Source organism: Parabacteroides sp. AF21-43, from assembly GCF_003635435.1.
GTDB lineage: Bacteria > Bacteroidota > Bacteroidia > Bacteroidales > Tannerellaceae > Parabacteroides > Parabacteroides distasonis.
In genome coordinates this window covers 89,043-114,389 of the sequence record NZ_QTMG01000014.1, presented here as the reverse complement: position 1 = coordinate 114,389, position 25,347 = coordinate 89,043, and the positions used below count along the sequence as shown (strand labels likewise).

Annotated in this window: 15 protein-coding genes; 7 read left to right on the top strand and 8 right to left on the bottom strand. The window is 43.4% G+C overall.

Features of this window, described 5'->3' with window-relative positions; all coding sequences use genetic code 11:
* Window positions 1-49: 49 nt before the first annotated feature.
* Window positions 50-2,116: a histidine kinase gene (locus DWX84_RS11680; protein ID WP_122297739.1), complete on the top strand. Its 2,067-nt coding sequence runs from the start codon at window positions 50-52 to the stop codon at window positions 2,114-2,116.
* 89 nt (window positions 2,117-2,205) lie between these two features.
* Here the strand turns inward: DWX84_RS11680 and DWX84_RS11675 are convergent, their stop codons facing one another.
* On the bottom strand, window positions 2,206-3,093 hold the full coding sequence (locus DWX84_RS11675; RefSeq protein ID WP_005860923.1) for an Rpn family recombination-promoting nuclease/putative transposase: 888 nt from the start codon (window positions 3,091-3,093) through the stop codon (window positions 2,206-2,208).
* 808 nt (window positions 3,094-3,901) lie between these two features.
* Here DWX84_RS11675 and DWX84_RS11670 point away from each other — a divergent pair.
* Entirely contained in the window at window positions 3,902-7,354 is a 3,453-nt protein-coding gene (locus DWX84_RS11670) for a DUF6383 domain-containing protein (RefSeq protein WP_048927868.1), read from the top strand.
* A 233-nt stretch (window positions 7,355-7,587) separates the two neighbouring features.
* On the opposite strand, the gene DWX84_RS11665 is transcribed toward DWX84_RS11670, so the two are convergent.
* Both DWX84_RS11665 and DWX84_RS11660 read right to left on the bottom strand, forming a co-directional pair.
* The gene (locus DWX84_RS11665; RefSeq protein WP_048927869.1) at window positions 7,588-8,211 is read right to left on the bottom strand and encodes a lysine exporter LysO family protein; all 624 of its coding nucleotides are present in this window, start codon (window positions 8,209-8,211) and stop codon (window positions 7,588-7,590) included.
* Complete coding sequence (locus DWX84_RS11660) at window positions 8,201-8,485, bottom strand: LysO family transporter (protein ID WP_172718840.1); 285 nt, start codon at window positions 8,483-8,485, stop codon at window positions 8,201-8,203. Before DWX84_RS11660 ends, DWX84_RS11665 begins: the two co-directional genes overlap by 11 nt.
* A 459-nt stretch (window positions 8,486-8,944) precedes the next feature.
* On the opposite strand from DWX84_RS11660, the gene DWX84_RS11655 reads away from it, so the two are divergent.
* Window positions 8,945-12,178, top strand: coding sequence for a S41 family peptidase (locus DWX84_RS11655; RefSeq protein ID WP_122377516.1), 3,234 nt, complete (start codon window positions 8,945-8,947; stop codon window positions 12,176-12,178).
* An 84-nt stretch (window positions 12,179-12,262) separates the two neighbouring features.
* Entirely contained in the window at window positions 12,263-12,808 is a 546-nt protein-coding gene (locus DWX84_RS11650; protein ID WP_036611673.1) for a 3'-5' exonuclease, read from the top strand.
* Here the strand turns inward: DWX84_RS11650 and DWX84_RS11645 are convergent, their stop codons facing one another.
* The 3 genes from DWX84_RS11645 to DWX84_RS11635 all read right to left on the bottom strand — a co-directional run bounded on the left by DWX84_RS11645 (window position 12,809) and on the right by DWX84_RS11635 (window position 16,942).
* On the bottom strand, window positions 12,809-13,981 hold the full coding sequence (locus tag DWX84_RS11645; protein ID WP_005866537.1) for a dicarboxylate/amino acid:cation symporter: 1,173 nt from the start codon (window positions 13,979-13,981) through the stop codon (window positions 12,809-12,811).
* Complete coding sequence (nhaC, locus tag DWX84_RS11640; RefSeq protein WP_005860937.1) at window positions 13,950-15,416, bottom strand: Na+/H+ antiporter NhaC; 1,467 nt, start codon at window positions 15,414-15,416, stop codon at window positions 13,950-13,952. Before nhaC ends, DWX84_RS11645 begins: the two co-directional genes overlap by 32 nt.
* Window positions 15,417-15,499: 83 nt before the next feature.
* Window positions 15,500-16,942: a Na+/H+ antiporter NhaC family protein gene (locus DWX84_RS11635; RefSeq protein WP_005866541.1), complete on the bottom strand. Its 1,443-nt coding sequence runs from the start codon at window positions 16,940-16,942 to the stop codon at window positions 15,500-15,502.
* A 132-nt stretch (window positions 16,943-17,074) separates the two neighbouring features.
* On the opposite strand from DWX84_RS11635, the gene DWX84_RS11630 reads away from it, so the two are divergent.
* The gene (locus DWX84_RS11630; protein WP_005866543.1) at window positions 17,075-18,034 is read left to right on the top strand and encodes a PCMD domain-containing protein; all 960 of its coding nucleotides are present in this window, start codon (window positions 17,075-17,077) and stop codon (window positions 18,032-18,034) included.
* Between the two features lie 76 nt (window positions 18,035-18,110).
* Here DWX84_RS11630 and DWX84_RS11625 read toward each other — a convergent pair whose 3' ends face one another.
* Together DWX84_RS11625 and DWX84_RS11620 are read right to left on the bottom strand one after the other, a co-directional pair.
* Window positions 18,111-18,857, bottom strand: coding sequence for an MvaI/BcnI restriction endonuclease family protein (locus DWX84_RS11625; RefSeq protein ID WP_005860943.1), 747 nt, complete (start codon window positions 18,855-18,857; stop codon window positions 18,111-18,113).
* Complete coding sequence (locus DWX84_RS11620; RefSeq protein ID WP_005860945.1) at window positions 18,847-19,140, bottom strand: helix-turn-helix transcriptional regulator; 294 nt, start codon at window positions 19,138-19,140, stop codon at window positions 18,847-18,849. The genes DWX84_RS11625 and DWX84_RS11620 overlap by 11 nt, the downstream gene beginning before the upstream one ends.
* 104 nt (window positions 19,141-19,244) lie before the next feature.
* On the opposite strand from DWX84_RS11620, the gene DWX84_RS11615 reads away from it, so the two are divergent.
* Both DWX84_RS11615 and DWX84_RS11610 read left to right on the top strand, forming a co-directional pair.
* Complete coding sequence (locus DWX84_RS11615; RefSeq protein ID WP_121960972.1) at window positions 19,245-20,489, top strand: DNA methyltransferase; 1,245 nt, start codon at window positions 19,245-19,247, stop codon at window positions 20,487-20,489.
* A gap of 969 nt (window positions 20,490-21,458) precedes the next feature.
* The gene (locus DWX84_RS11610; RefSeq protein WP_048927871.1) at window positions 21,459-25,193 is read left to right on the top strand and encodes a DUF6383 domain-containing protein; all 3,735 of its coding nucleotides are present in this window, start codon (window positions 21,459-21,461) and stop codon (window positions 25,191-25,193) included.
* The last annotated feature ends 154 nt before the right edge of the window (window positions 25,194-25,347 follow it).

Genomic DNA, 25,347 nt, shown 5'->3' with positions numbered 1-25,347 from the left:
TTATTAGGAGAAATAATTGCGTAGATTAAATTTTTAAATATTTTTGCATATGAACTTTAAAACCGCCAAGATGATGACGAAATATAGGGTGTGTATGACTTTTATGTCCATTTTATTATTGCTATTTCATTTTGTGTTTCTGTTTTCTTGTGGAAAGCTACCGGAAAAAACATTTGCTTTTTCTGATAACCTGCGGATTGACTCTTTGGAACATATGGCTATGGATTCGATTTACCGGAATCCTCGATATGCTCATTCCGCATTGGATGAAGCTTTAAGTCTAACTAAAGATAGCGATAAATATTATAAATTACTTGCGGTTAAAAGCCAGATTTATTTTGCAAATAGTGTATATGATTCCGGGTTTGTTTTACATCGGTCAATTATAGATTATTGCGACCGTGTACCGATGTCTCCCAAGATACATGGACTCTTAGGGACGTTGAAAAATACGGTTGGCAATTATTATTCATTTTTGGATAAAACGGATTCGGCCCTCCTTTGCTATTCCGAGGCGTATCAAGAGATCCGGCAGAGTGAGATGGAGCATAAAATCCCGGATATTTATATCAATATAGCGGATATATATACCCGGAAAGGAGCTTACGATCAGCGAGCCCGCTACTTTCGCCAAGCTCTTTTCGTGAGTGATTCATTGGGTATTATGGATCGGATGTCCTTTCCTATTTATTTTGGTTTGGGCGAGACGTATATGGAATTGAGGGACTTTGACTTATCCGATCACTTTTACCGTTTGGCGGAGAAAGAACTGGATTCTCGTAACTTGAGCGAGAAATTCACCTTTTGCAATAGCCGGGGAAATTACTATTATTACAAGGAAGAGTATGCGAAGGCGCTTCCTTGGTTCTTGAAAGCCCGTGAGGTGGTACGTCCTACTCATATGGATTTCTATACTAACGTATGCGAGATCAATTTAGGGGAGATCTATCTATGTCTGAATCAGTTGGATTCCGCTCGTTTTTATCTGGAAAAAGGGTTTAGGTACTTCCATACCTATAATAATAAGACGGCCTTGTACCATTTGACGACCTTGAAGGCTTCGCTAGCCTTAAAAGAGGGGAACTCCGGGCTGGCTTATCAATTGTTGAGGAGTTACACGGATACGGTAGGCATAGATCCCAAGATGGTAGCGATCCGTAATAAGAACTTGCAGAATTATTTCGCTACCACGGGCGATTTTAGGCGTGCCTATGAGTACCAAACGAAGAATAGCGTCATTGAGAACAATATTCGTAGCGAACGGACCCAGATGCGTGTCACCGAGATCGATATGCGTTATAGCCAAGATACGACTTTACTCAAGCGGGAGGCTATTATTAAACAACAGGCCGGCCGGATGGAATACTTGGAAATGAGCCGTTGGGTTTGGATCTTGCTTTTTGCGATCTTGTCGATCGTCAGCGGCATGGCTTATTACTTTATGAAACGTAAACGGCATGCCCAATGGTTAAGCCATATCGATCAGGTGACGAAGTTAAAGATGGAGAGTATTCGCAACCGTGTATCCCCTCATTTTATATTCAATATATTGAACCGGGAGATTAGCTCGGAGGAAGAAGGAAGTTCCCGCCGTACGCAACTTTCCGGATTGGTGGAGTTGTTACGTAGTAGTTTGGAGATCACGGAAAAGCTTAGTATCACGTTGGAGGAAGAATTACGCTTTGTCCGGACTTACTTGAATTTGCAGGCGCAAGGATTAGGGCCGGACTTCCGTCTGGAATGGAATCTCGATCCCTCCCTTGACACGGACGCAATCTATCTCCCGGCCATGCTGATCCAGATACCCGTAGAGAATGCCGTGAAACATGGCTTGTGTGCGATCGAGGGCGAGAAGCGATTATCTGTTTTCGTGGAGCGCGACGGGAAAGGCATCCATATCCGTATAGAGGATAATGGACCCGGGTATCGTCTGTTTACGAATGCGGGACATAACGGTACGGGGATGGGAACGAAAGTCCTTTACCGTACGATCCTATTGTTGAATAGGAGAAATAAAGAGAAGATCACATATTCGGTCCAAAGCAAGGAGAAGGGGATGGGGAGCGGAACAATCGTCAGTTTCTTTATTCCGTTGGATTTTAATTACGCTTTCTAGGTATCGTGAATGTACGAAAGTAATCCGGGCCGTTTCCTCCGGATAGTGGATGGAAGCGGCCCGGATCGAATTGAATCGGTTGATTCGGGTTATAGTCGCTCAATGTCTTCAACAGAAAGTCCGGAGCATTGGGCGATAAGTTCGGAGTCAAGTCCTTGCTCCTTCATCTTTTGGGCTATCTGGAGTTTTTCCTCTTGACGGCCTTTCTCGATCCCTTTCTCGATCCCTTTCTGCATCCCTTTTTGCATTCCTTCCTGCATTCCTTTTTCAATCCCTTCCGTTTGTGCGTAATCGATGGTCGCATACCAATCCCGATAATTCTTTAGGTTTTCCTCGTAGATCGCACGTTCTTTTTCGCTGAGTGAGTTGACGTTCGCCACGTCCAGTAAGCGAAGGAAGGTCTCCTGTTCCTCCTTGAAGGGAGATTGTTCAAATAGGTTCATATTCTTCAATGTATAAATCCAACGTTCGAAGGAGCTCTTGCACTCCTCCTTGCTTAAACTGAATAACGGGAACGATATGTAGATCTGCTTCATCTTGATCTCATTGAACACCTTTCCCGTCCTCTCGTTAGCGAGGACAACATCCGTACGGAAGTCTGTGAACTCCGGCAACTTGAAATTCAAGAAATAGACTCCGTAGATGGGTAGCAACCGATATTGCCATTGCTTGCCGATTTGTCCTTGCCGGGCCACCATGCGACAAAGATAATAAAAACCTCTGTTAAAGAAATAGTGCTGGGGACAATTCTGCATCTCTAGGATGAACTTGGCCCCGGACACGTCCTCGCAGAGCAGGTCGAATATGATGGTACGGTTCTCGACGGTCTCTGGCTTGATCTCCTTGTCGAGGTAGGTGATGTCCTTGATCTGCCGTTCGCCGGCTAGGGCGGCGTTAAGGAACTTGATGGTAACTTGCTTGTCTTGGAAGACAGCCTTAAATCCAGCATCAGTCATGATGTCTACGTATTGTGCCATAGTTAAATGGTTTTAGGTGATTACTGCTCCAAAGGTAAGGTTTATTTTCGTATCGCACATCCTGTTTATTGTATATTTCTTAAAAAGCAGATTCATGGTAGTCAGCTTTACTATTTATAGAAAGTACGATTAGTATTAATAGTAGTGCAAAATACTATGGATAGTAATCGGCTCCCATTTTGATCAATTCTTATTATACGCTGATTATCAGAAATATAAATAACAATCTTTAAATATTAGGCTTATTGTACTTTTTAAGAGATCAAATTTGGTATGGTTGACTTATTCTTTTCACGTATAAAGATAACATTAAATAATAGACTAAGCCGCTAGCATAAAGTTCTCCAAGTGAATAACTAATCACTTCTCAACTCGTAAGCTTATGGCTTGACAAGCCTTGGATTATACGTTTGTAGTATTTGCAATGATTGCATGTGAATGTTTGTATTTTGTATTTATTATGCGGTTATGGATGGATACCATATATAATGTACATGCGTACATTATATAATAGATAGAAACGGCTAGTCTAAACGATCGATTCTTTTAGTCATTTGCAAAGGTACGCGTTTCTTCGATACTTGCAACCCTTCCGAGCTATTTTTTTTTCACTTATCCTCTTTCTTATCAATAGGATAGGTTATCATTTACCAAACAAGCGATTCCTTCAACGAACCTCCCGCTCAAGCGTCTAAAAAACGCAAGATCTAAACGATCGTTTAGACTAGTCGTTTTCGAGTAAAACAAGGGTACTAAACGACGGGATGGACTTTAATTAACACTATTATTAATATTAAATTTTGAATTTATGAACAAGAAGTTTTCTACTCTTTTGGCAGGTATGGCGCTGTTAAGTGTTATGTCTGTTAATGCACAGACTACACCAAGTCGAGTAGACCCGGAAACTGTATTGGGTCAAGAATGGCGTTTAGGCGGTTTGAAGGAGGGAGCTAATTCTGGTCTTTATCAGTTGAAGGTCATGGATGGCACTACTCCTGCTTATCTTGCGATGGAGCTAAATCGTGGAACAGGTGATTATGAACTACGTGTTTATAGTGCAAGCGAAGCTAAGAATAACTTAGAGGCTACATTGTGGTGTGTTTCTGTCTCTAATTATAACCAAGGTCAAGCTCCTATTTATGACTTCCAGAATAAATTGTCTGGAACTATGTTGGATTTGACAATGGCTGGCCATGAGAAGACTGAGAATGGTATGAATGGTGCTTGGAAACCTGTTTTAGGTGGTGAGATCGCAGGTTGGGCATTCTCTCGCTCATACAAAGATTTGGAAGAAAAGAGACCTTTGTATTCTTATTTCTCAACGGACTCAATTGTTGGTTTGAAAGCGGATCCTGCTACCGGCGCTGTTAAGGTTGCCAAGTGGGGTGCTAATCAAATAGATGCCACTTCAAACGCCGCTGATGTGACTAACTTTGCTTTGGTTGGTGCGGCACAAATCGCATTGAGTGAAGATCAAGTAAATACGAAGTTGGGTCTTCTTCAAGATAACGAGGCTGGAGTACAATTGACTTTCACTCCGGACGTGAAAGGTACTAGCTTGAAGAATCCGTTCAATGAGCAGAAGTTTATCGCGGAGGATAAAGATAATGACAAATGGCTTTTCATCAAGCAAAAGGATAAAGACGCTTATTTGAAAGTTGATACGGCTTATACGAATGAGACAGGTACAAAGTTCTTAGCTTACGGTTGGACAGAGAAAGCAAAGGATAAAGCTGATGCTTACAGTTCTATTAGCTCTGAATTACGTGCTCAGCACAAGTTCAAATTTATCTATTCTCCGAGTGGCGATAGCTTGTACATCTATGTGAAAAAAGTTACTTGGAATAATGATGGCAAGTATTGGAATACGCACGTTACGGCTAATCCGGCTAACGAGCATGAGTACTGGCGTGTCTCTTTGCAAGACTTGATTAAAGATGAAACTTGTATTTTGACAGTTGATCCGGAGGACCAGAACACTCATATTTCTTTGGGTCTTAGCGGATGTGAGGAAAAGGGTTCATCCAAGACTTCCGTTGATGATGGTGTTTATTTCATCAAGAATAAACAAGGACAGTATTTAGCTTCTCCTATCTATGAGAATGGTACTATCCGTTGGACAACCGTGAATGAGGATGAGCAGAGTGTTGCTCATATGCCAGCTTATCAATGGGTTGTATTGAAGAAAAATACAAGTAATGATAAAGTGAAGGCTGTGTCTCCGGTTACTATCTCTAACCGTGAATTCGCAGATAAAGTTATAAATGCGGATTTTGATGGTGATGGCCAGATGGAGTCATATAAGACTGCTGTTTATTCTACTGTTCAGTTAAGAAAGGCAGAGGGTGGTTCTTATATGTTTGTATATGGAGATAAACTTACAGCGGAGTATGGCTCTGTCGGTATAGATTCTTTGTTCTTCGAGAAAGTTCCGGCAGCTTCTATTTCTGATCCGTATTTAGGTTACAGAAAGTTGGAGAAAGATTCTTTGTTGGTTAACAAATATACGTTTAACTATTGGCATCCTTATGCTACGGATAAATACATCGCTAAATCTACAGACTCTACGTTGACTGTGTTGGATGGAAAAGATGCTTTCGTAATTGATACATTGACTGAGCGTTGGTATAATAACTCAAAGATATTTGCGACTGTAGATATCCCTTACGGTTATAAGGTTAGCGATGATGTGGCTAAGAATCGTATTAAAGGCTTGAAGACTCTAGTGAGAACTGCTTATGAGGTTTCTTATAAAGATGGTAAAGGTGAACTTAATGAATGGAAAGTTAATAAGGAAGATAAGTTTAATGTAGGTTCTAGTGCTACTGGTCATCAGCAATCTTATACGACTTATTATGCATTCTTCAAAGAAAACAACCATATCAGTGGAAAGCACTATTATGCGATTGTTAATGCTGCATATGATAATTATCCTAATGCTACAAAATATGTATTAGGTTATCAGAAAGCTGGAGTATCCGATTATGATGGTGCCGCTACATTGAAGAATCAAGTATTAGGCGAGACTCGTACTTCTGCTTTCGCTATCGAACCGGACAACACTCCGCTTTACCGTCGTTTCAGTTCTCTTGAACTTGAAGGTAATGAAGGTGACAAGGCCGATACTTTACGTTTTATCGAGAAATACCGTAAAGAATACTTGCAGGTTGAGAATAATAAGAACTTCATGAAAGAAGGTATTGACTTCTTAGGTATTTATACTCCGGATAAGACTGAGGATGGTTTGTCATTCATCGTTGATACCGCATGGGTAAACCGTGGTTCTGGTAATATCAAGCCTCAATATTTGATCTCTATTGATCGTAATGATTTCGAAGGAGTTGAAGGCGTACCTTGTACGGAAGATGACCATCACTTTACCGCAGAAGGTAAACCGACAGATAAATGGCATTGCGTTCACGCAAAACCGGCTGTTCCGGGCTTTGAAAGAGGTAAATATTTGATCAATTTCCATGATTTCGCTAATAAATATGGTTGGTCAACATTATCAAATGGGGAGCAAGATGCTGACTACATGTGGAAGAAATATGATCGTGCAGGTTTCGTGGAAGCTATCCGTGTAGCTGATACTTTGTATATCTTGAGAGATGAGTTCAAGAACTTACCGAACGAGAAGATCAACTTCGCTGATTTGAACAAGGCTGAGGAGGATGCTTGGACTGCGGCTAAGAAGGCTGGAGTATCTGAAGATGAATTTGTTTCACACAAATATATCTTATCTGGTGATAACCATAAGTATGTGACTTGGTCTATGCGTTTCGTAAACAAGGAAGTTGCCGCTAATGAGGTAGAAGCTGATAGAGCATTCTTGTTCGAGTCTATGAAGAGTAAACATGTTTCTGGTTACAATAATTCTGCTATGGGTGACATCGCTCCTACATATGCGGCTTGGTTGAGAATGCAGAATGGTTGTTTAGTTCTGTCTGATGATCGTTCTTCTAATTTCGATGAGATGAATACAGGTGGTGACGATGCTTTGATCTTCAATGTGGAGCAAGGTGATGATATCGCAACAGATAACGAAACAATCGATACTGTAGAAGGTATCTCTGTAGTAGCCGGTAACGGTACCGTAACCGTTCAAGGCGCAGCTGGTAAGTCTGTAGTTATCACGAATATCTTGGGTAAGGTAATCGCTGAGACCGTTCTTACTTCCGATAACGCTACAATCTCCGTGCCTGCCGGTATCGTAGCAGTGGCTGTTGATGGTGAGGAAGCTGTTAAGGCTATCGTTAAATAAGAATTTAACAAAATAAGATAATCATACAATTCCCGTGCGGGTATCGATCCAAGTAATCCGTGACGGATGAACAGGCGGGAGTTGGATTAATATTAATACTAAAGTAATAAATTAAGAGGTCCGTAAGTACCTCCGTGAGGAGGAAGTACGGATAAAGGAACAAGAGGATGCGTCGATATAATGTACGCATCCTCTTTAGTGTTTATAGCGGGTGTTGAGGATAAATCCTGCTTCTACTTGCAAAAGAGCGAGATAAGCAACGGCACGCTGATCTCGAGGATAATCCCGTGGATAATAGCCACAGGTACGATATTCTTTCCGGAATACCGACTGATAACCGGAAGGCAGACATCCATGGAATTGATTCCCGCCACGGATACCGGAGCGAATTTACCAAAGAAAGAGGCATACAGCGGTGCCCCGAATAAAGCTAACATTTCCCGGATGATATTAGCCAATAATGCGATAGCCCCAAGTTGCGAAGCGATCTCTATCCCTGCCGACGCCTCTTTCAGTTGTACGATAAGCAAGGAGGATAAGGAATAATAAGCGAATCCGCTTCCTACAGCCATACAATCATATATATTCCACGAGGTCAATAACAAACTTGCCGCCGCAGAGAATACTAACGTGCCGATGATCGTAAAGAACGGCAGTAGCAAACTGGAAAACCGGATATCCTTTATCATCTTTCCTAATTCGGCGTTTGCTCCCAGATTCAATCCTACTTGGATAACGAGGGCGTATAGCAAGAATTGCGGTAGTTTTTCGCAATACGTGGAGATAGTCGTGTTGGCGAAGGTTCCGCAAAAGATTCCCGCAGTGAAACATAAGATAACGATTAGGTTATTTTTCATTGAGACCTCCTTTCTTGATAAATAATTTATAAGCGATAAAAGATGCTACCAGACTTCCCAATACTCCGCAAATAGCAAGTATGGCTGCTTGTATTCCAAACTCACCAATATTATTCAGCAAAGATTGGTTGGCTCCTATGGTAATACCGAATATGAACAACATCGCGAAAATCGTATAAGAGATGGAATGTTCCAATCCCTTGAAAGCGGGGACGTGTCGGCATAAATAACCGACGCTTATCCCCAGACCTAATAGACCTAGAATGATAAACATAAGCATATTGTATTTTGAGATGCGCAAGACATCTTTTCCCCGGAAACGAAGCATACGAATACTCCCTCTTTTCCGCAGAAGTTAAACTTGAGTGCAATTAAGACCTAGATGTAGGTGTAAGAAGAGAACTATAAAAAGAAGTCCTCTCAAGAAGAGTATGGATGGATTTAGACAAAACCGCTGAACCAATGAACATGCACGATCGTATTGCCCGAGAAAGCCCGGGTATACCATCTTTTTGAGTTGTTCAGAAGCTTCTTGTTCATCTTATTTGTATCATTGTTTGATTTCCGGCGCAAAGGTAGTAATAAATTAGAGATTCTAAAACTTTTTCTAGGATCGGATATATAAGGGACTTGACTTGGATTTTGGATCTTTTTATGTACATTTGAGGTCCTACCCGCTATTGGGCCAACTAAAAACGGATAGAACAGATATGATTAAAAGAAAAGATTGGTTATGAGGAAAAGAATGATTTTAACAGCATTGGCGGCTGTCGCTATCCCTACGTTGTTGATGGCGGCGGATGAGGCGAGATTAATGCGCTTTCCGGCTACAAATGGTTCAGAGATTGTATTCTCGTACGCTGGCGATTTATATAAGGTCCCGGCTACAGGTGGTGAGGCACAGCGATTGACATCGTATGTGGGGTATGAGATGTTTCCCCGTTTCTCCCCGGATGGTAAGACGATCGCTTTTACGGGACAGTACGACGGTAACACGGAAGTGTACACGATGCCCTCTTCCGGCGGTGAGCCATTGCGTATCACTTACACGGCTACGAATAGCCGTGATGATCTGGGCGATCGCATGGGCCCGAATAATATCGTGATGACTTGGACACCGGACGGTAATGGTATTGTTTACCGCAACCGCATCAGCGATGGGTTCTCCGGCAAGTTATATACGGTAAATAAAGAAGGTGGCCTTTCCGAGGTGGTTCCCTTGCCCGAGGGCGGCTTTTGTAGCTATTCGCCCGACGGAAAACAATTGGCTTACAACCGGGTAATGCGTGAGTTCCGTACATGGAAATACTATAAGGGCGGTATGGCCGATGATATCTGGGTTTATAATCCGGAGAAGAAAAGTGTAGAGAATATCACGAACAATGAGGCGCAAGATATCTTTCCGATGTGGATTGGTGATGAGATCTATTTCCTTTCGGATCGGGATTACACGATGAACTTGTTCGTTTACAATACGAAGACTAAACAAACAAGTAAGGTGACGAACTTCACTGAGTACGACGTGAAATTCCCTAGCAGCTTCGGCAATACGATCGTTTTCGAGAATGGAGGCTATATCTATAAGATGGATGCGGTGTCGAAGAAACCGGAGAAAGTGAACGTAACCCTCGCCTCCGATAATGTCTACGCACGTAGCGAGATCAAGGATGGCTCCAAATATATCACGAGTGCCAGCCTCTCCCCAAAAGGTGAGCGTATGGTGGTGACAGCTCGTGGCGAGGTATTCAATATCCCGGTAGATAAAGGGGTTACGAAAAATATCACCCGTACTCCGGGAGCGCACGAACGTGACGCTCAATGGTCACCGGACGGAAAACATATAGCCTATATCTCCGACGCTACCGGCGAGACCGAGCTGTATCTCCAAGATTTCGAGGGGGGCGAGCCTACCCAGTTGACCAAGAATAACGATACGTATATCCGTACTTTCCAGTGGAGTCCGGATTCCAAGAAGATTGTCTATACGGATCGTAAAAATCGTATCAATCTTTTGGACGTATCTAACAAACAGCTAACAACTATCTCACAAAGTCTGTTAGATGAAGCCCGCAACGTAAGTTTCTCTCCGGATAATAATTGGTTGACTTATTCCCGTGTGTCCGATAATAATTTCTCGATCGTCTATGTCTACGATATCGCGGGTAAGAAAGAATATCCCGTGACCGATAAATGGTACGAGTCTTATTCTCCGGTATTCAGTACGGATGGCAAATATCTGGTATTCACTTCCGCCCGTGATTTCAATCCTACGTATAGCCAAACGGAATGGAATCATGTGTATAATAATATGGGTGGCGTATATCTGGCGTTATTGTCTAAGGATACCGCTTCCCCGTTTATGGAAACGGATGCGGAGGTAGCCATTGAATCTACCCCGGCGAAAGCGGATGCCTCTAAAAAGGACGAGACAAAGAATGAGGCTTCTACTCCGGTCGTAAAGATTGATATAGAGGGTATCACGGATCGAATCGTTAAGCTCCCCTTGCCGGGATCGAATTACTACGATCTTTATTCCGATGGAACGAACGTGTATTATTTCACGAAAGGCGGCATGAAGATGTTTGACTTGAAGAAACAGAAAGAGGAAACCGTTAGCGATGCCGCTATGATGGTTGATCCGGCTGGCAAGAAAGCTGTTTTCTTTAAGGACGATCAACTATTCGTAACCGATATACCGAAGGGTAAAGCGGATTTAAGTAAGCCGGTTAATCTGGCGAATATGAAGATCACGGTAGACTATACGAAGGAATGGGCGCAAATCTTCGATGAGGCTTGGCGTGCTTTCCGGGATGGTTTCTATCTGGAGAATATGCATGGCAAGGATTGGAAGGCGATCAAGGAGAAATACGCCGCCCTTCTTCCTTACGTGAAAACACGTTTGGACTTGAATTATATTATTGGCGAGATGATCGGCGAGCTGGGAGTAGGGCATGCTTATGTGAACCCCGGTGAGGTGGAAAGTCCTAAACGGGTATCGATGGGTCTGCTAGGTGCTGAGGTTTCTCGGGATAAGAGTGGTTTCTTCCGCTTGGAAAAGATCCTGCCGGGGGCTTCTTGGAGTAAGGAATTACGTTCTCCATTGACAGAACCGGGTGTTGAGGCGAAGGCTGGAGAGTATATCGTCGCTATAGACGGGGTTCCTGCGAATAGCGTGAACGATATGTATAAGTTGTTGATCGGGAAGGCGAACGTTCCGACCGAGTTGTCCTTGAATAGCAAGCCTCAGTTGGCGGGGGCTCGTAAGATCGTGGTCAGTCCGTTGGCGGAAGAATATTCTTTGTATCACTATAATTGGATCCAAGATAATATCAAGAAGGTAGATAAGGCGACGAACGGTAAGGTCGGTTATATCTATATTCCGGATATGGGGCCGGAAGGCTTGAATGAGTTCTCTCGCTATTTCTATCCGCAATTGGATAAGGAAGGTTTGATTATCGATGATCGTGCGAATGGCGGTGGAAATGTCTCCCCGATGATTCTGGAACGTCTGTCTCGTGAGCCGTATCGTTTGACGATGCGCCGGGGTTCTTCTTTGATCGGGACCGTGCCGGATGCCGTACAGGTTGGCCCGAAAGTTTGCTTGATCAATAAGTATTCCGCTTCCGATGGCGATTTGTTCCCGTGGGGCTTCCGTGCGCTTGGCTTAGGTAAATTGATTGGAACCCGTACTTGGGGCGGTATCATCGGTATTAGCGGCCCGCTTCCTTATATGGACGGTACGGATATCCGTGTGCCTTTCTTCACGAGTTATGATCCGAAGACGGGCAACTGGATTATCGAGAACCACGGTGTGGATCCGGATATCTTGATCGATAACGACCCCATCAAGGAATGGAACGGTGAGGATCAACAATTAGACCGTGCTATCGAGGAAGTCATGAAACAATTAAAAGAACGCAAACCGCTAGCTCCTGTCCCCGCGCCAAGGGACTGGAGCCATAAATAATGAGAGGTTATTTGTAGAGACGGGGCACGCCCCGTGTCTACAAATAAATAAATAGTAAACGGATTAAAAACTAGTAATCTATCTATGGAACGATTCGCAGCCATTGACTTTGAGACCGCTAATGGAAAGCGGAGCAGTATTTGCAGTATAGGTATCGCCATATTGGAGGATGACTGGGTAGTAGATAGCATTTATACCTTGGTACGTCCTACCCCTAATTTCTATACCCGTTGGACTACGGCTATACATGGGTTGAGCGCTGAGGATACGAATGATGCGTTATGTTTCGAGGAGGCTTGGGAAAGCATCGCCCCGAAACTAAAGGATCTCCCCCTTGTTGCCCATAACAGTCCGTTTGATGAGGGATGCCTGAAAGCCGCCCACGAGGTGTATGACTTAGCCTATCCGAAATATCCCTTCTATTGCACTTGCCGTCTATCCCGGAAGATGTACCCATTTCTGGTAAATCATCAGTTGCAGACAGTAGCCGCCCACTGCGGTTACGACCTTACCCGACATCATAACGCCATGGCTGACGCTTACGCCTGTGCCCATATCGCCCTTACGATGATGCGGGAAAAAGAGGTCGATACCTTGGAGGCGCTTATGGCTTCCTGTTACTCTAGGTAACTATGGGGTGTTTTTCCCGGCTATTTTATCCACCACGACAGCGATAGCGCCATCTCCCGTCACGTTGCAAGCGGTGCCAAAACTATCCATGGCAATATAAAGGGCGATCATCAACGCTTGCAGTGTCTCATTGAATCCCAGCATACTTTGCAAGATACCCAAAGCGGCCATAATAGCCCCTCCCGGAACCCCCGGAGCCGCTACCATCGTAATTCCCAGCATCATGATAAATCCGCTGAAGTTGGAGAAGGTAACCGGTTCTCCCGCCATGATCATGATAGCCATAGCGCAAGCTACGATTTTCATGGTGCTACCTGCCAGATGGATCGTGGCGCAAAGCGGTACGGTAAAGATCGCTATATTCTCCCGTACGCCATTCTTGACAGCCTGCGCCAGTGTCACGGGAATCGTGGCGGCGGAGGATTGGGTCCCCAGAGCCGTAGCGTAGGCCGGTAACATATTCTTCAAGAGGCGGAGCGGATTTTTCCCGGCTATGGCTCCGGCTATCGTGAATTGGATCAATAACAATAATACATGTAAGACAAAGATGACTATGATAACCTTGAGGAACATCGTGATAATACTCATGACTTGTCCGCTCACGGTCATGTTCAGGAAGATACCGAAAATATGGAGCGGTAATAACGGGATGATAACCACCTCGATTAGCTTAATGATAATTTCCTTGAAATCCGTGAAAGAGTCACGCAGGGTGGTTCCCGCTATATTAGAAAGCCCTAGGCCAATCGTAAAGGATAGCAGCAAGGCTGTCATGACATCCATTAAAGGCGGCATATTTACCACGAAGTAAGGTGTCAGCATGAAATCTTCCGGATTCTCCATTGCCGTCAATTCCGTGTTGGTCGGTAGTATGTGCGGGAATATAGCCGATCCGCTCAGGAACGTGAAGAAACCCGAGAAGACTGTTGAACCGTAAGCGATCAAGGCGGTTATCAACAATAGCTTTCCGGCTCCTTTACCCAGATCTCCGATAGCGGGAGTCACCAGCCCCAATATGATTAGAGGGATGGAGAACGATAGGAAGTTGCCGAACAATGAATTGAAGGTTACAAAGATACGTGCGATTCCTCCCGGTAAAAACTGGCCGAACAATACGCCGGCGGCGATAGCGATAACGACTTTAGTTAACAATGATACTCTGATCTTCTTCATGGTGTTGCTTTATTTTGAAGCCAATGGCGGCCATCGTAATACTCATCAACGGACTGATCAGGTTAAAGAAGCAATAAGGAAGATACGTCAGGGTCGCTACGCCTAATATCGTGGCTTGCGTCATGCCGCAGGTGTTCCACGGTACCAGCACGGACGTTACGGTTACGGAATCTTCCGTCGTACGGCTTAACAGGCGACTCTCATATCCTTTTTTCTTGTAGATATCCTTGAACATATTTCCGGTAAGGATAATAGATATGTATTGATCGGCCGTAACGATATTCAAGAATAAACCGGAGAATACGGTAGACGCCACCATGCCGACCCTCCGTTTCATAAAGCGCAGGAATACGGACGTAAGGCTTTCCAGCATACCGCTGGCCGTCATGGAACCACCGAAGCACATGGCGCAGATGATCAGCCAAATCGTATTCATCATACCCGCCATACCCCGGGTAGCGACCAAGCTGTTCAAGGCCTCGTTGCCCGTATCGATTTGGGTACTCCCGTAGAATGTCATGAATAATCCCTTAAACAGGGAGGAGGCATCCGCTACCGACGCTCCCGCTACCTCTTGCAATAAATGAGGCTGGAAAAAGATCGCGAGCACCCCCGCCATCGCTGTCGAGATAAACAAGGTGATCAAAGACGGTACTTTCTTGGCGATTAATATACCCGTTACCACCGGTACGATCAGTAGCCAGAGCGAGATATTAAAACTTTCGTTCAACGAGGCGGCGAACTCGGCTATTTGCCCGGATGCGTTCGAGGTATGCGTAAAACCCGCTATGGTAAAGATAATCAACGTGATCACCATAGACGGTATTGTCGTAAGCATCATATACCGGATATGGGAGAACAAAGGGGTATGCGTTACGGAAGAGGCTAATACCGTCGTGTCCGAAAGCGGTGAGATCTTATCCCCGAAATAAGCGCCCGAGATGATCGCCCCGGCTACCCACCCCGTAGCGAAGCCCTGTGCCTCACCGATACCCATCAAGGCGATACCGATCGTGGCGATGGTAGTCCACGAGCTACCGGTCATAACGGATACGACAGCGCAGATCACGCAACAAGAGGCCAGAAAGAAACTCGGATGGATGATTTGCATCCCGTAATAAATCAAGGTCGGGACGATACCGCTGATCATCCAGCTACCGGATAAAGCGCCAATCAACAATAGGATAATTATAGCTGTGGCCACTCCCAATATGTTTTTACATATCGCCTCTTCTATATCACGCCATTTGACTTTGCAGAAGATCATGGCCAAAAGGGAGGCGACCGCCGTGGTGGTAAGTAATACGACTTGGCTTCCGCCGCTCAACGCGTCGCTGCCAAAAGTGCGTATGGTTACAAACAAAAGAGCTACCAGCACGAGGATAGGCACTAGTGAAAGTAGAGGGGAGGGCATCTTCTTAAGATGATTTTCCATTGTTCATTCAGTCGCTTAAATAATGATGGTGCGAAAATACTAAAAATACCTTGAATAGCGCTATGAATTATAGATTGATTTCCTTATTTCACAGTCTTTTGGACGATCTTATAACCGGTTGCCGCTATAAGAATGCTCATAAACGGGCTGACGATATTAAAGACGCAATAAGGGAAATAAGTCCAAGTAGATACGCCAAGGATTGTAGATTGCGTCATGCCGCAAGTCGTCCACGGGATCAGCACGGAGGTGACGGTGACGGAGTCTTCCGTTGTCCGGCTAAGCAGGCGGCTCTCGAATCCCCGTTGCTTATATACTTCTTTAAACATTTCGCTGTTCAGGATGATGGCGATGAACTGGTCCGCCGTGCAGATGTTCAAGGATAATCCGGACACGACGGTAGAGGCGACCATGCTGGTACGGCCTCGCATGAAATGCAAGAAGATACGTGTGATGCTTTCCAGCATGCCGCTAGCGGACATGGCCCCGCCGAAACACATGGCGCAAATGATCAGCCAAATCGTGTTCATCATCCCGGCCATTCCCCGGGTAGAGACTAGAGAGTTCAGGGCCTCGTTGCCGGTCTGTATCTGCGTGCTGTCATAGAAAGTCATCAGCAGGCCTTTGATATAGGCGATAATTCCGCTATCCGTGATCCCGGAAATCTCCAATAAGGCGTTTGGCTGGAAGATCAAGGCGAATATTCCGGCGAGTATGGAAGAGGCGAAAAGCACTACGATCGAAGGTGTCTTCTTGGCGATCATGATTCCGGTAACGATCGGTACGATCATAAGCCAAGGCGTGATATGGAACGAGCCTTTCAAGGCTTCGGAGAAAGCGGCTATCTGGGACGCGTCCGCTGTCTCCCTCGAGAATCCGGCGATGCTGAATACGATCAGTGTGACGATCATAGAGGGAACGGTCGTATAAAGCATATACCGGATATGCGTGAAAAGGGGCGTGTCCGTTACGGAGGCCGCCAATACCGTAGTGTCTGATAACGGCGACATCTTATCCCCGAAATAAGCGCCCGATATAATCGCTCCGGCTACCCACCCCGTACTGAAGCCTTGCGCCTCGCCAATCCCGATCAAGGCGATCCCGATGGTGGCGATGGTAGTCCACGAGCTACCCGTCATAACCGATACGATACTGCATAGCAGGCAACAGGCCACGAGGAAGAAATCCGTTTGCATGACTTGCAACCCGTAATAGATCAAGGTCGGCACGATCCCGCTTACCATCCAACTGCCCGATAGGGTTCCGATCAATAAAAGGATGATGACGGACGGTGCGATCCCATAGATGTTACGGGCGATTTGCCCCTCGATATCTTCCCACTTGATCTTGCAATGAAAGACGGCGATCAAAGAGCAGATCGAGGTGGCTATCAATAATACGATTTGGCTGGCTCCTCCAAGGGAATCGCCCCGGAAAATATAGATGGCTACGGCCAGCATGATGACTAATGTCACTACGGGTAGTAAAGAGATCGCGATGGAGGGTGTCCGGGGCTTTTCTGCCATGGGTTTATTCACGTCGTTTGTTATTTATCATGGATAATCCGAATAAATTCTTTATACGGACTTGCCTTGTGTTATCGATTCTAATTAATTTCGCTGCAAAAATAAAAAAGGATTTGGATAGGAGGGTAACTTATGGTAGTAAATAATCGGTTAGGCTATTTATTTGTCTTTTTGGGGATGAGTATGGCGCTATATGCCCAGCGAAAGACGGAAGTGATCCGTTATGGCGATCTGGATCAGTGGGTGGTACGTAAGATCACGGAATCGGCTATTATCGGGAAGGAGACGAAGACACTTTACTGCGTTGGCCCTACGGATACGATTATCGGAAATAGACCTTTTGAGTCGAAAGCTTCGCCTTGGGGCAGTTCTAACGTGATGGCTAGGGTGAGCGGGATTACGAAAGCTAGCGTCAGTGTCTACCCCGAAAGACGGGATGAGGGGTATTGCGCACGGCTGGAGACGGGGATAGAATCGATCTCGGCGATGGGTATCATGAACGTGAAGGTGTTGGTCGGGGGATGCCTCTATCTCGGCCGTTTTCTGGAACCGGCGAAGAATTCTTCGGAGACGTGGGGACAGATCGTTTGCGGTATCCCGTTTCACCAAAAACCTACGTCCTTGTTATTCGATTATAAGGTGAAACTCTCCGGTGATCCCAATCGTATTAAATTGAGCGGTTTTAGCAAGAGATCGGAGGTAAATGGCATTGATATGCCTTTGGTGAATCTCTTTCTTCAGAAGCGTTGGGAAGATAAGGACGGGAACATATATGCTAAGCGTATCGGTACGCTGGTAATCCGGATGGATAAAAATACGGATTGGGTAAACGATGCCAATTTCACGATCTTATACGGCGATATCACGAAACGTAGCGATTATAAAGAATATATGGGGTTTCAACTCGGAGAGTCCGCTCGTTATAGTTTAAACAGCAAAGGTAAGAACGTCCCTGTCCAAGAAATCGGCTGGGGAACGGAGGACGATGAGGTAACCCATATGATCTTAGAGTTCTGTTCCAGTCACGGAGGCTCATACATAGGGTCTCCGGGAAATACCTTTTGGGTAGATAATATCCGGTTGGGATATTGAGCCTATTATCGTTGAAACCCTATGGTATTTGTCTCCGGTCTTGATACAGAAGCCAACAAATGAAGCGTAGCTTGTTTTATTCTATGGTTTCGTGATCAGAATATAATAGTCTGATATTAGCCTCTAATATTCTGAATCCACTCCCATGATCGTGCGGCATACCATATTTGGGGCCAGATTTATAGCTCCCGATTCTTATATCATACATTATCTTCCCATCGGTTAAGAGTGATATAAAACGCTCAAATGATGGCTCTGTATATATATCGGCTTTATTGAAGTAGAAGAGTTCCTTACCTCCTTCTTTTTTTGTTTGGGCAGTTACATATAATAAGTTCTTTAGCTTCTTTGTTAGTGCTTTTTGAATGTCTTGATAGGTGTAACCTACGCTACAATCTAACAGCTCTTTTGTATTTAAGTCAAATACTCCTATTAATATTGTCTTGGCGACAGGGTTGTTTAGGAGTTTAAAAGAATATTTCTTCATATATGTGTTATAGCTATTTGCAAACATAGACGTATGCAAGCTATTTATAGATGGTGCATCTTCATAAGGTGTTCCAAATTTATCTTTTAAATAAGCATTCGCACGTTTGGGAAATGAGGGGCTTTTAGTGAATAGGGTAACGTAAGAGCATGAAGCGCCGCGATGAGATTTTATTTCGAATCCAGCTAAATCGGGCTCGTCTAAATTGTTCTCGACAACTCCGATGTAATCTTCAAATGTTTTTCCAATCCCAGTATTGTTGGCTCTATTGCTTGGAACATATTCCAAGGATTTAACCTCTTTGAACTTTGAAATAATAAAATCCTTATTCTCCATAACGTATTATATTAAATATGAGTAAGTCAATAATATCTCTATCTTTGGAAAAATCTTCCTCTGATATGAATAGCTGTTCTATGGTAATGTTGAAATAGTGGCATATTTTATAGATCTGACTAAGGGTGTACTTATGTGGAAATTTAGGGCTTTCTATACTCCCGATTAAGCCCGGAGCCACTTCGAGGAGATTCGACAACTCTTTTTGGCTAACATTGTTGGCCTCTCTTAGCTCCTTTATCTTAAGGATGATTTCAAGTTGATACTCGGTCTTTCTAATCATTATTGTTATTTTTGCCCAAAAATATAGTTTTATATATGCTTATGTGCTCACAATATGTGAGCAATTGAGTATATTTGCACTCACATAATATAAGTAAGGAAGGTATGTACAAAAGAACGATTGATAATAGGTGGAGCTTTAAGGATGCCGATACCAAAGAATTTACTCATTGCTATCATGCGTATCCTGCGATGATGATTCCCCAAGTAGCAAGAGCTCTAATAGAGGAATATAAGCCAGAGGATGGAGTTGAGCTACTTTTCGATCCATATATGGGAAGCGGTACATCGTTAGTTGAGGCTTCCATAAAAGGTATAAATGCGATAGGAACAGACCTTAATCCATTGGCTAGATTGATGAGCCATGTAAAAACAACCCATTATGATTTATCTTGTATCAGAGATACTTTTTCAATGATGCAAGCCTTGTTCTTTGAGTATTCTGAAGATAAGGTCAAGAATAAGAATTTCGATAATATTTCTAATTATACTTATTGGTATTCCAGAGATAGCCTTTTGCGCCTTTCTTATATTTATCAAGTAATTAATGAATGTGTGGCTTTAGATTTCGCTGATTTCTTTAAAGTTCCTCTTTCCGAGACTGTTAGAGAGGTGTCGTTTACGAGGAATGGAGAATTTAAGCGGTTTAGGATGAAGGAAGAGAAAATTAAAGACTTCAAACCGGATGTCTTTCGATTGTTTGAAGAAAAGGTTATAAGAAATATAAATGGACTTGAGGAGTTTAATAGTATAAAATATCCATGTAATATAGGTATCTATGACTTTAATAGTACTATAGAAATCCCTTCCGATATAATACAGCCGAATAGTGTTGATATGGTTGTAACCTCTCCGCCTTATGGCGATAGTAGAACAACCGTTGCTTATGGACAATTTTCAAGGTGGGCAAATGAATGGTTCAATTTTGAAAATGCTAAAACACTAGATAATCTCCTAATGGGGGGACGAGTTCAGAAAGAGGAACTTTTTGAGACTAAAAGCATTAAATCTGAACTGGACGAAATAAAGAGCATTGACCCAAAGAGAAATTTGGAAGTGGTCTCGTTTCTTAATGATTATACCTGTTCTATAAAGAATGTCGCGTCTGTAATAAAGAGTGGTGGAGTCGTTTGTTATGTCGTAGGGAACAGAACGGTTAAGGGGGTTCAAATTCCATTAGATTACTTTACTGCTGAAATGTTTGAGAAGAATGGTTTTACACATATCGATACGATTGTTAGAGAAATACCTAACAAAAGGATGCCTTCCAAAACAAGTCCTACTAATGTGGCAGGGAAGAAGGTTAGTACGATGTGCAATGAATATATAGTCATATTGGAGAAGAGATAAGGAAAGAGGCTGTTTTATTTGACTGAATTGATAGCCAATGGCTCCCTGTGTCGAGTTCTTTCTTTTTGACAGTTTGTAATCTTAACGCCCGTAGAATTGATTATTGCGGGGGAATGTACAGTCTACTCTTAAATTTGAGTTAAAATATATTTAATCGCTTGTTGGATAGTTGGATATCAAAAGATGCTCTTTTGTTCTAGCGAAACTAGCTCATCCTAATTCCTATTTTATGGGATGAAAAACCTATCTCAATGGGTTACGATAGGGAAGTGACAGGGTTATGATGGCTATTCTTGATAGTTCACGACCCTATTCTTGACTATTCACGATGCCCAACGGCACTATTGGCGTTGCCAAACACGACCGATAGTGTAGGCTTTTGTCGATACTCGTGTGTAAAAAGTAGTACTTTGCCGCATAAAACGCCGCTTACAACCTCCTTTTTCTCATTATCTTGCCTCTTTTACGAATGGGCTATGTCACGATATGCGCTTTATTTCAGTCAAAAGGATTGTATGAATGCTGTTTTACTGACAGGGAGATTCGCAGGAAATAGTCTGTATTGGAAGTAAAATATAAATAGATAATTGAAAGTAGAAATGAATTGTTCTTTTAATGTACGCTCGTACATTAATGTATAGTTAAATACGTTGATATTTGAGAATTTTTTATGGGATAGAAACGACTAGTTTAAACGATCGATTCTTTTAGTCATTTGCAAAGGTACGCATTTCTTCGATACTTGCAACCCTTCCGAGCTATTTTTTTACCGCTTATTCTCTTTCTTATCAATAGGATAGGTTATCCTTCACGAAACAAGCGGTTCCTTCAACAAACCTCCCGTTTCGACGCTCAAAAAACGCAAGATTTAGACGATCGTTTAGACTAGTCGTTTTTAAATAGCGACGATTTGTTAAGGTCTTGAATGATATTTAATTAACACTATTATTAATATTAAATTTTCGATTTATGAACAAGAAATTTACAACGTTTTTGGCTAGCGCCATGCTTGTATCTGCTTTCTCTGTAGGTACGGTAGCGGCGTATGTCGGAACTCCAGTTGCTCCGCAAGCTACAATGGCTGCGGAAGAAACTCCGGATCCTAATGCGACGATAACGCCTAAAAAAGGGGAGGCCGTTTTGTTTCAAAACGGTTCTGAGGCGAAGTTCTTAGGTATCACAAAAGGAACGACCTTCGGTTATATTACAAAGGAGACTGGGACTTCTCAGTTTACATTGGAGAACTTAAACAAGGCTACTTGGACAGTTTCGGAGAAGAAGACCGTTTTAGGTCAAACGGTTTATTCTTTTGTGAACAAGAATACAGGCTTGACTTTCGCTGTAGATCCTTCTTTGGCGGCAGAGGCTGTTATGCAAGAAGACGGTGAAACGGTAGATGCGGCTAAAACCGCTAAGAAAGTTAAGGAGGCGGCCGTAGCCACTTTAGGGGGTAGCGCTACGGAGTGGGTAGTGAAAGATCTTGACGGCAGCGGCAAAACTTTGGTTTCTTATGTGGATGGTAATAAATATGTTTATCTGGCGACCAGATCGTCTGATGGCAAGATGATCTTGGTTAAGGGATCAAGTACTTCTTTAACGGGAACATCTGTATTATCTATCGGATTGAACCAAGGTAATATTCCGCAGGAGTTAGAATTAGGAGCAAAGGATTTAAATACCTTGTTGCAATCGGCAGTTGAAAACTCTTTCCGTTTGAATATGACTCCGGAGGTTACTTCTGGAAAGAAAAATCATTTGACGGCGACCGACCTTGTTGCGGAAGACGCTACTGAAGGCTATGTACTTTTACAGGCTAAAGACCAGAAAAAAGATGATGCGCAGTTGTATGTTGTTGTTGATACCACTTATTATGGCGGTACGGAAACAGATGGTTCCTTGCTTACTTATACGTATGATGCCTATGGGCCTAAAAACGACGATGGCTCTTTAAAGGATACGAAATCTATTACGGGTACCGTGGAGGGTGAATCAGTTACATATACAACTCTAAAGAACGGACGTTTGCAAGGCTCTTATAAGTATAAGTTTACTTATAATGCAGTAGATGACAAGCTTTATGTCCAAGTGAAGGACGCTATGCACCAAGTGCCTCGCAGAGAGGATGAGACAGATGCCGCTTATGCTAAAAGAATAAAGGACAGCTTTGATAATGCGAAATGGCAATCCGCTGAAAACGTAGTAAACGACAAGTATATTTATATGGCTAGTCTAGCCAGTGTAAATGTATTGTCATTGAATACGGATGAGACGGAAAAAGAAAAAACAGGTGTGGTAACTCAAAACGTAAAGATTACTATCGGTACGAGTTTCACAGGTTTGAAACCGACTACAATCCCCGATGGTGTTTATACGGTCCAGTTTAAGGCTAAGGCAGGAAATCCGAAGTTCGCCCAAAACGGTACTTATGCGTTGGCTAACCTTGCTGGTGATTTCGGCTGGGCTGATCAGGCTAAGAGACAAGATTTCAATCATATGCCGGCTGCTCAATGGGTGGTTAAAAAGAATGGAGTTTCTACTACGTCTGCGGTCACGATCAAGAACCGAGAGTTCAATGATTGGGGAGCTGATGCGTCTGCTGAAAGTGTTTTGCCTAAGACTTCAACCCAATTCTATGCGGTGGAAGGTAGCGGTGATGTCTTTTATTTCAATGGAACAATGCCCGATACATTGACCTTCACGAAGGTAGCGGACGAATTAGTCAAGGATACGAAGTTGGGTTATAAGTACGTAACCGCTAACGAGGCTATGGTGCAGACCTATACATTTAATTACTTGCATGGCTTGTCATTAGACAAATATTTATACACCCCGGCAGGCAAGGACTCTATCGTACGTGTAGACGAGAATGATGGCAAGTCCAATTTCCGTTTGATCTTGAAAGTCAAGGATGACAAATATGGCTATGAGAATGGCTTGGTAAGAAACGCTTACTATGTATCTGATGGCAAGGGACATTATATCTCTTATGACTCTGACGCTAAAAAGTATATGATGAAATCCGAGCCTACTTTGTTCTTCTTGAAAGAGAACAATTGCGATAATGGCAAGCATTACTATGCGTTAGTGAAGGCTGTGGAGCGTACGCATGCAGTTGGTGAGGGCTCATTCTTCACTTCTGATTATTTAGGTAAAGAGGTTAAGGAAGGTAAGATCGATGGTAAGGAGCTTGCTAAAGTGAAAGACGAAGAAAATACGCTTCTTTACGACAAGGATGGCTATCGTTTAATTAAGGACAACAGCGAGATCAAGAAGGCTTATGTGTATACGTTGAATGAAGATGAAAGTAAAGTCATATTTGACGAGATTGAATTAACTTCAGTTGCTGAACAAAAACACAAATCAACGGATTATGCTACTGTCAAGGTTTCTGTGGATGATAACACGTTGGATTTGACGGAAGGAAAGTTGAATGATAAGTTCGATGATGGCACTGACAATGAGATCCGTACTTCCGCTTTTGCGGTAGAGGTTGACAACTCTCCATTGTATCGTCGTTTCGACAACGCCGAGTTGGAAGAGAGCGAGACAGCTGACAGCTTATTCTTCGTAGAAAAGATCCGTAAGGAATACTTGATGGATGAGTGGAATAAGAACTTGACAGATAAGAAGGTTGATTACGCTGGTATCTGGAATAAGGAGAAAGCTGATGGTAAATTGGCGTTCATCGTTGATACCGCTTGGGTAAACCGTGGCGCTGGCAATATCAAGCCTCAATATTTGGTGTCTGTAGCTCGTCAGGATCAAGCCGGTACTCCGGGTGTTCCTTGTACATATGCTCATAATCATTTCGACAACGCCGGAAATCCTGTAGAGGCAGATAAATGCTCACATGCTACTCCTGCTAGCCAAGGCTTCAACTACGGTAAGTATTTGGTAAGTTTCGGTGACTCTGCCCTTATTAAAGGCAAGGAATACAAGACTCCGTATATGGATATTGACGGTGGTTATACTCGCGTTGGTTTCGTAAAGGCTATCCACGCAGGCGACAGTTTGTTCATCTTGGTGAATGATTTCGCTAACATGAAACCGGAAGAGTTGAATGTTGAGACAATTATCAAAGCTTATGAGAAAGCTAAGATCAACGAGACATATATTGTAAACTTGCGAGGCGACAACCATAAGAACGTAACTTGGTCATTCCGTTACGTAAATCCGGATAAGGCCGCTCAAGCTTACGAGGATGGTAAAGAGGGTGAGAACAATGAGTTCATGTTCGAGTCTAACATTTATTCCGAGACTGCTGACGCTGCTGTTACGGGTAATAAAGGTAAGGCTACTGCAGGTTACAAGGAAGTTAAGGCCGGTTCCATAGCTCCTCAATATGCCGCATGGTTGAAGATGCAGAACGGTTGCTTGGTATTAACTCGTGGTGATTCAGAGTTCAGCGCAGCTAAGACTGGTTCTGACGGTGCCTTGATCTTCAACGCATATCAGAAGACTGATGCTGAGGATATGGTAACATCTATCGAAGGCGCTAACGCTGAAGGCGTATCTATCGTAGCCGGCAACGGTACTGTAACCGTTCAAGGCGCAGCCGGTAAGTCTATCGTTATCACGAATATCTTAGGTAAGGTTGTCGCTGAGACTGTTCTTACCTCCGATAACGCTACAATCGCTGTACCTGCCGGTATCGTAGCCGTAGCTGTTGATGGTGAGGAGGCTGTAAAGGCAATCGTGAAATAAGAAATAAACGAAATAAGATAATCATACGATTCCCGTGCGGGTATCGATCCAAGTAATCCGTGACGGATGAACAGGCGGGAATTGGATTAATATTAATACTAAAGTAATAAATTAAAGTTCATCCGTAAGTACTTCCGTGAGGATGGAAGCGGAT

What these genes read in the sequence shown, in the direction of transcription:
- DWX84_RS11675 (WP_005860923.1), bottom strand. Translation starts at nt 3,093, where the DNA reads ATGGCACAATACGTAGACATCATGACTGATGCTGGATTTAAGGCTGTC.
- DWX84_RS11655 (WP_122377516.1), top strand. Translation starts at nt 8,945, where the DNA reads ATGAGGAAAAGAATGATTTTAACAGCATTGGCGGCTGTCGCTATCCCT.
- DWX84_RS11615 (WP_121960972.1), top strand. Translation starts at nt 19,245, where the DNA reads ATGTACAAAAGAACGATTGATAATAGGTGGAGCTTTAAGGATGCCGAT.
- DWX84_RS11625 (WP_005860943.1), bottom strand. Translation starts at nt 18,857, where the DNA reads ATGGAGAATAAGGATTTTATTATTTCAAAGTTCAAAGAGGTTAAATCC.
- DWX84_RS11680 (WP_122297739.1), top strand. Translation starts at nt 50, where the DNA reads ATGAACTTTAAAACCGCCAAGATGATGACGAAATATAGGGTGTGTATG.
- DWX84_RS11630 (WP_005866543.1), top strand. Translation starts at nt 17,075, where the DNA reads ATGGTAGTAAATAATCGGTTAGGCTATTTATTTGTCTTTTTGGGGATG.
- DWX84_RS11670 (WP_048927868.1), top strand. Translation starts at nt 3,902, where the DNA reads ATGAACAAGAAGTTTTCTACTCTTTTGGCAGGTATGGCGCTGTTAAGT.
- nhaC (WP_005860937.1), bottom strand. Translation starts at nt 15,416, where the DNA reads ATGGAAAATCATCTTAAGAAGATGCCCTCCCCTCTACTTTCACTAGTG.
- DWX84_RS11610 (WP_048927871.1), top strand. Translation starts at nt 21,459, where the DNA reads ATGAACAAGAAATTTACAACGTTTTTGGCTAGCGCCATGCTTGTATCT.
- DWX84_RS11635 (WP_005866541.1), bottom strand. Translation starts at nt 16,942, where the DNA reads ATGGCAGAAAAGCCCCGGACACCCTCCATCGCGATCTCTTTACTACCC.
- DWX84_RS11665 (WP_048927869.1), bottom strand. Translation starts at nt 8,211, where the DNA reads ATGAAAAATAACCTAATCGTTATCTTATGTTTCACTGCGGGAATCTTT.
- DWX84_RS11620 (WP_005860945.1), bottom strand. Translation starts at nt 19,140, where the DNA reads ATGATTAGAAAGACCGAGTATCAACTTGAAATCATCCTTAAGATAAAG.
- DWX84_RS11660 (WP_172718840.1), bottom strand. Translation starts at nt 8,485, where the DNA reads ATGTTTATCATTCTAGGTCTATTAGGTCTGGGGATAAGCGTCGGTTAT.
- DWX84_RS11650 (WP_036611673.1), top strand. Translation starts at nt 12,263, where the DNA reads ATGGAACGATTCGCAGCCATTGACTTTGAGACCGCTAATGGAAAGCGG.
- DWX84_RS11645 (WP_005866537.1), bottom strand. Translation starts at nt 13,981, where the DNA reads ATGAAGAAGATCAGAGTATCATTGTTAACTAAAGTCGTTATCGCTATC.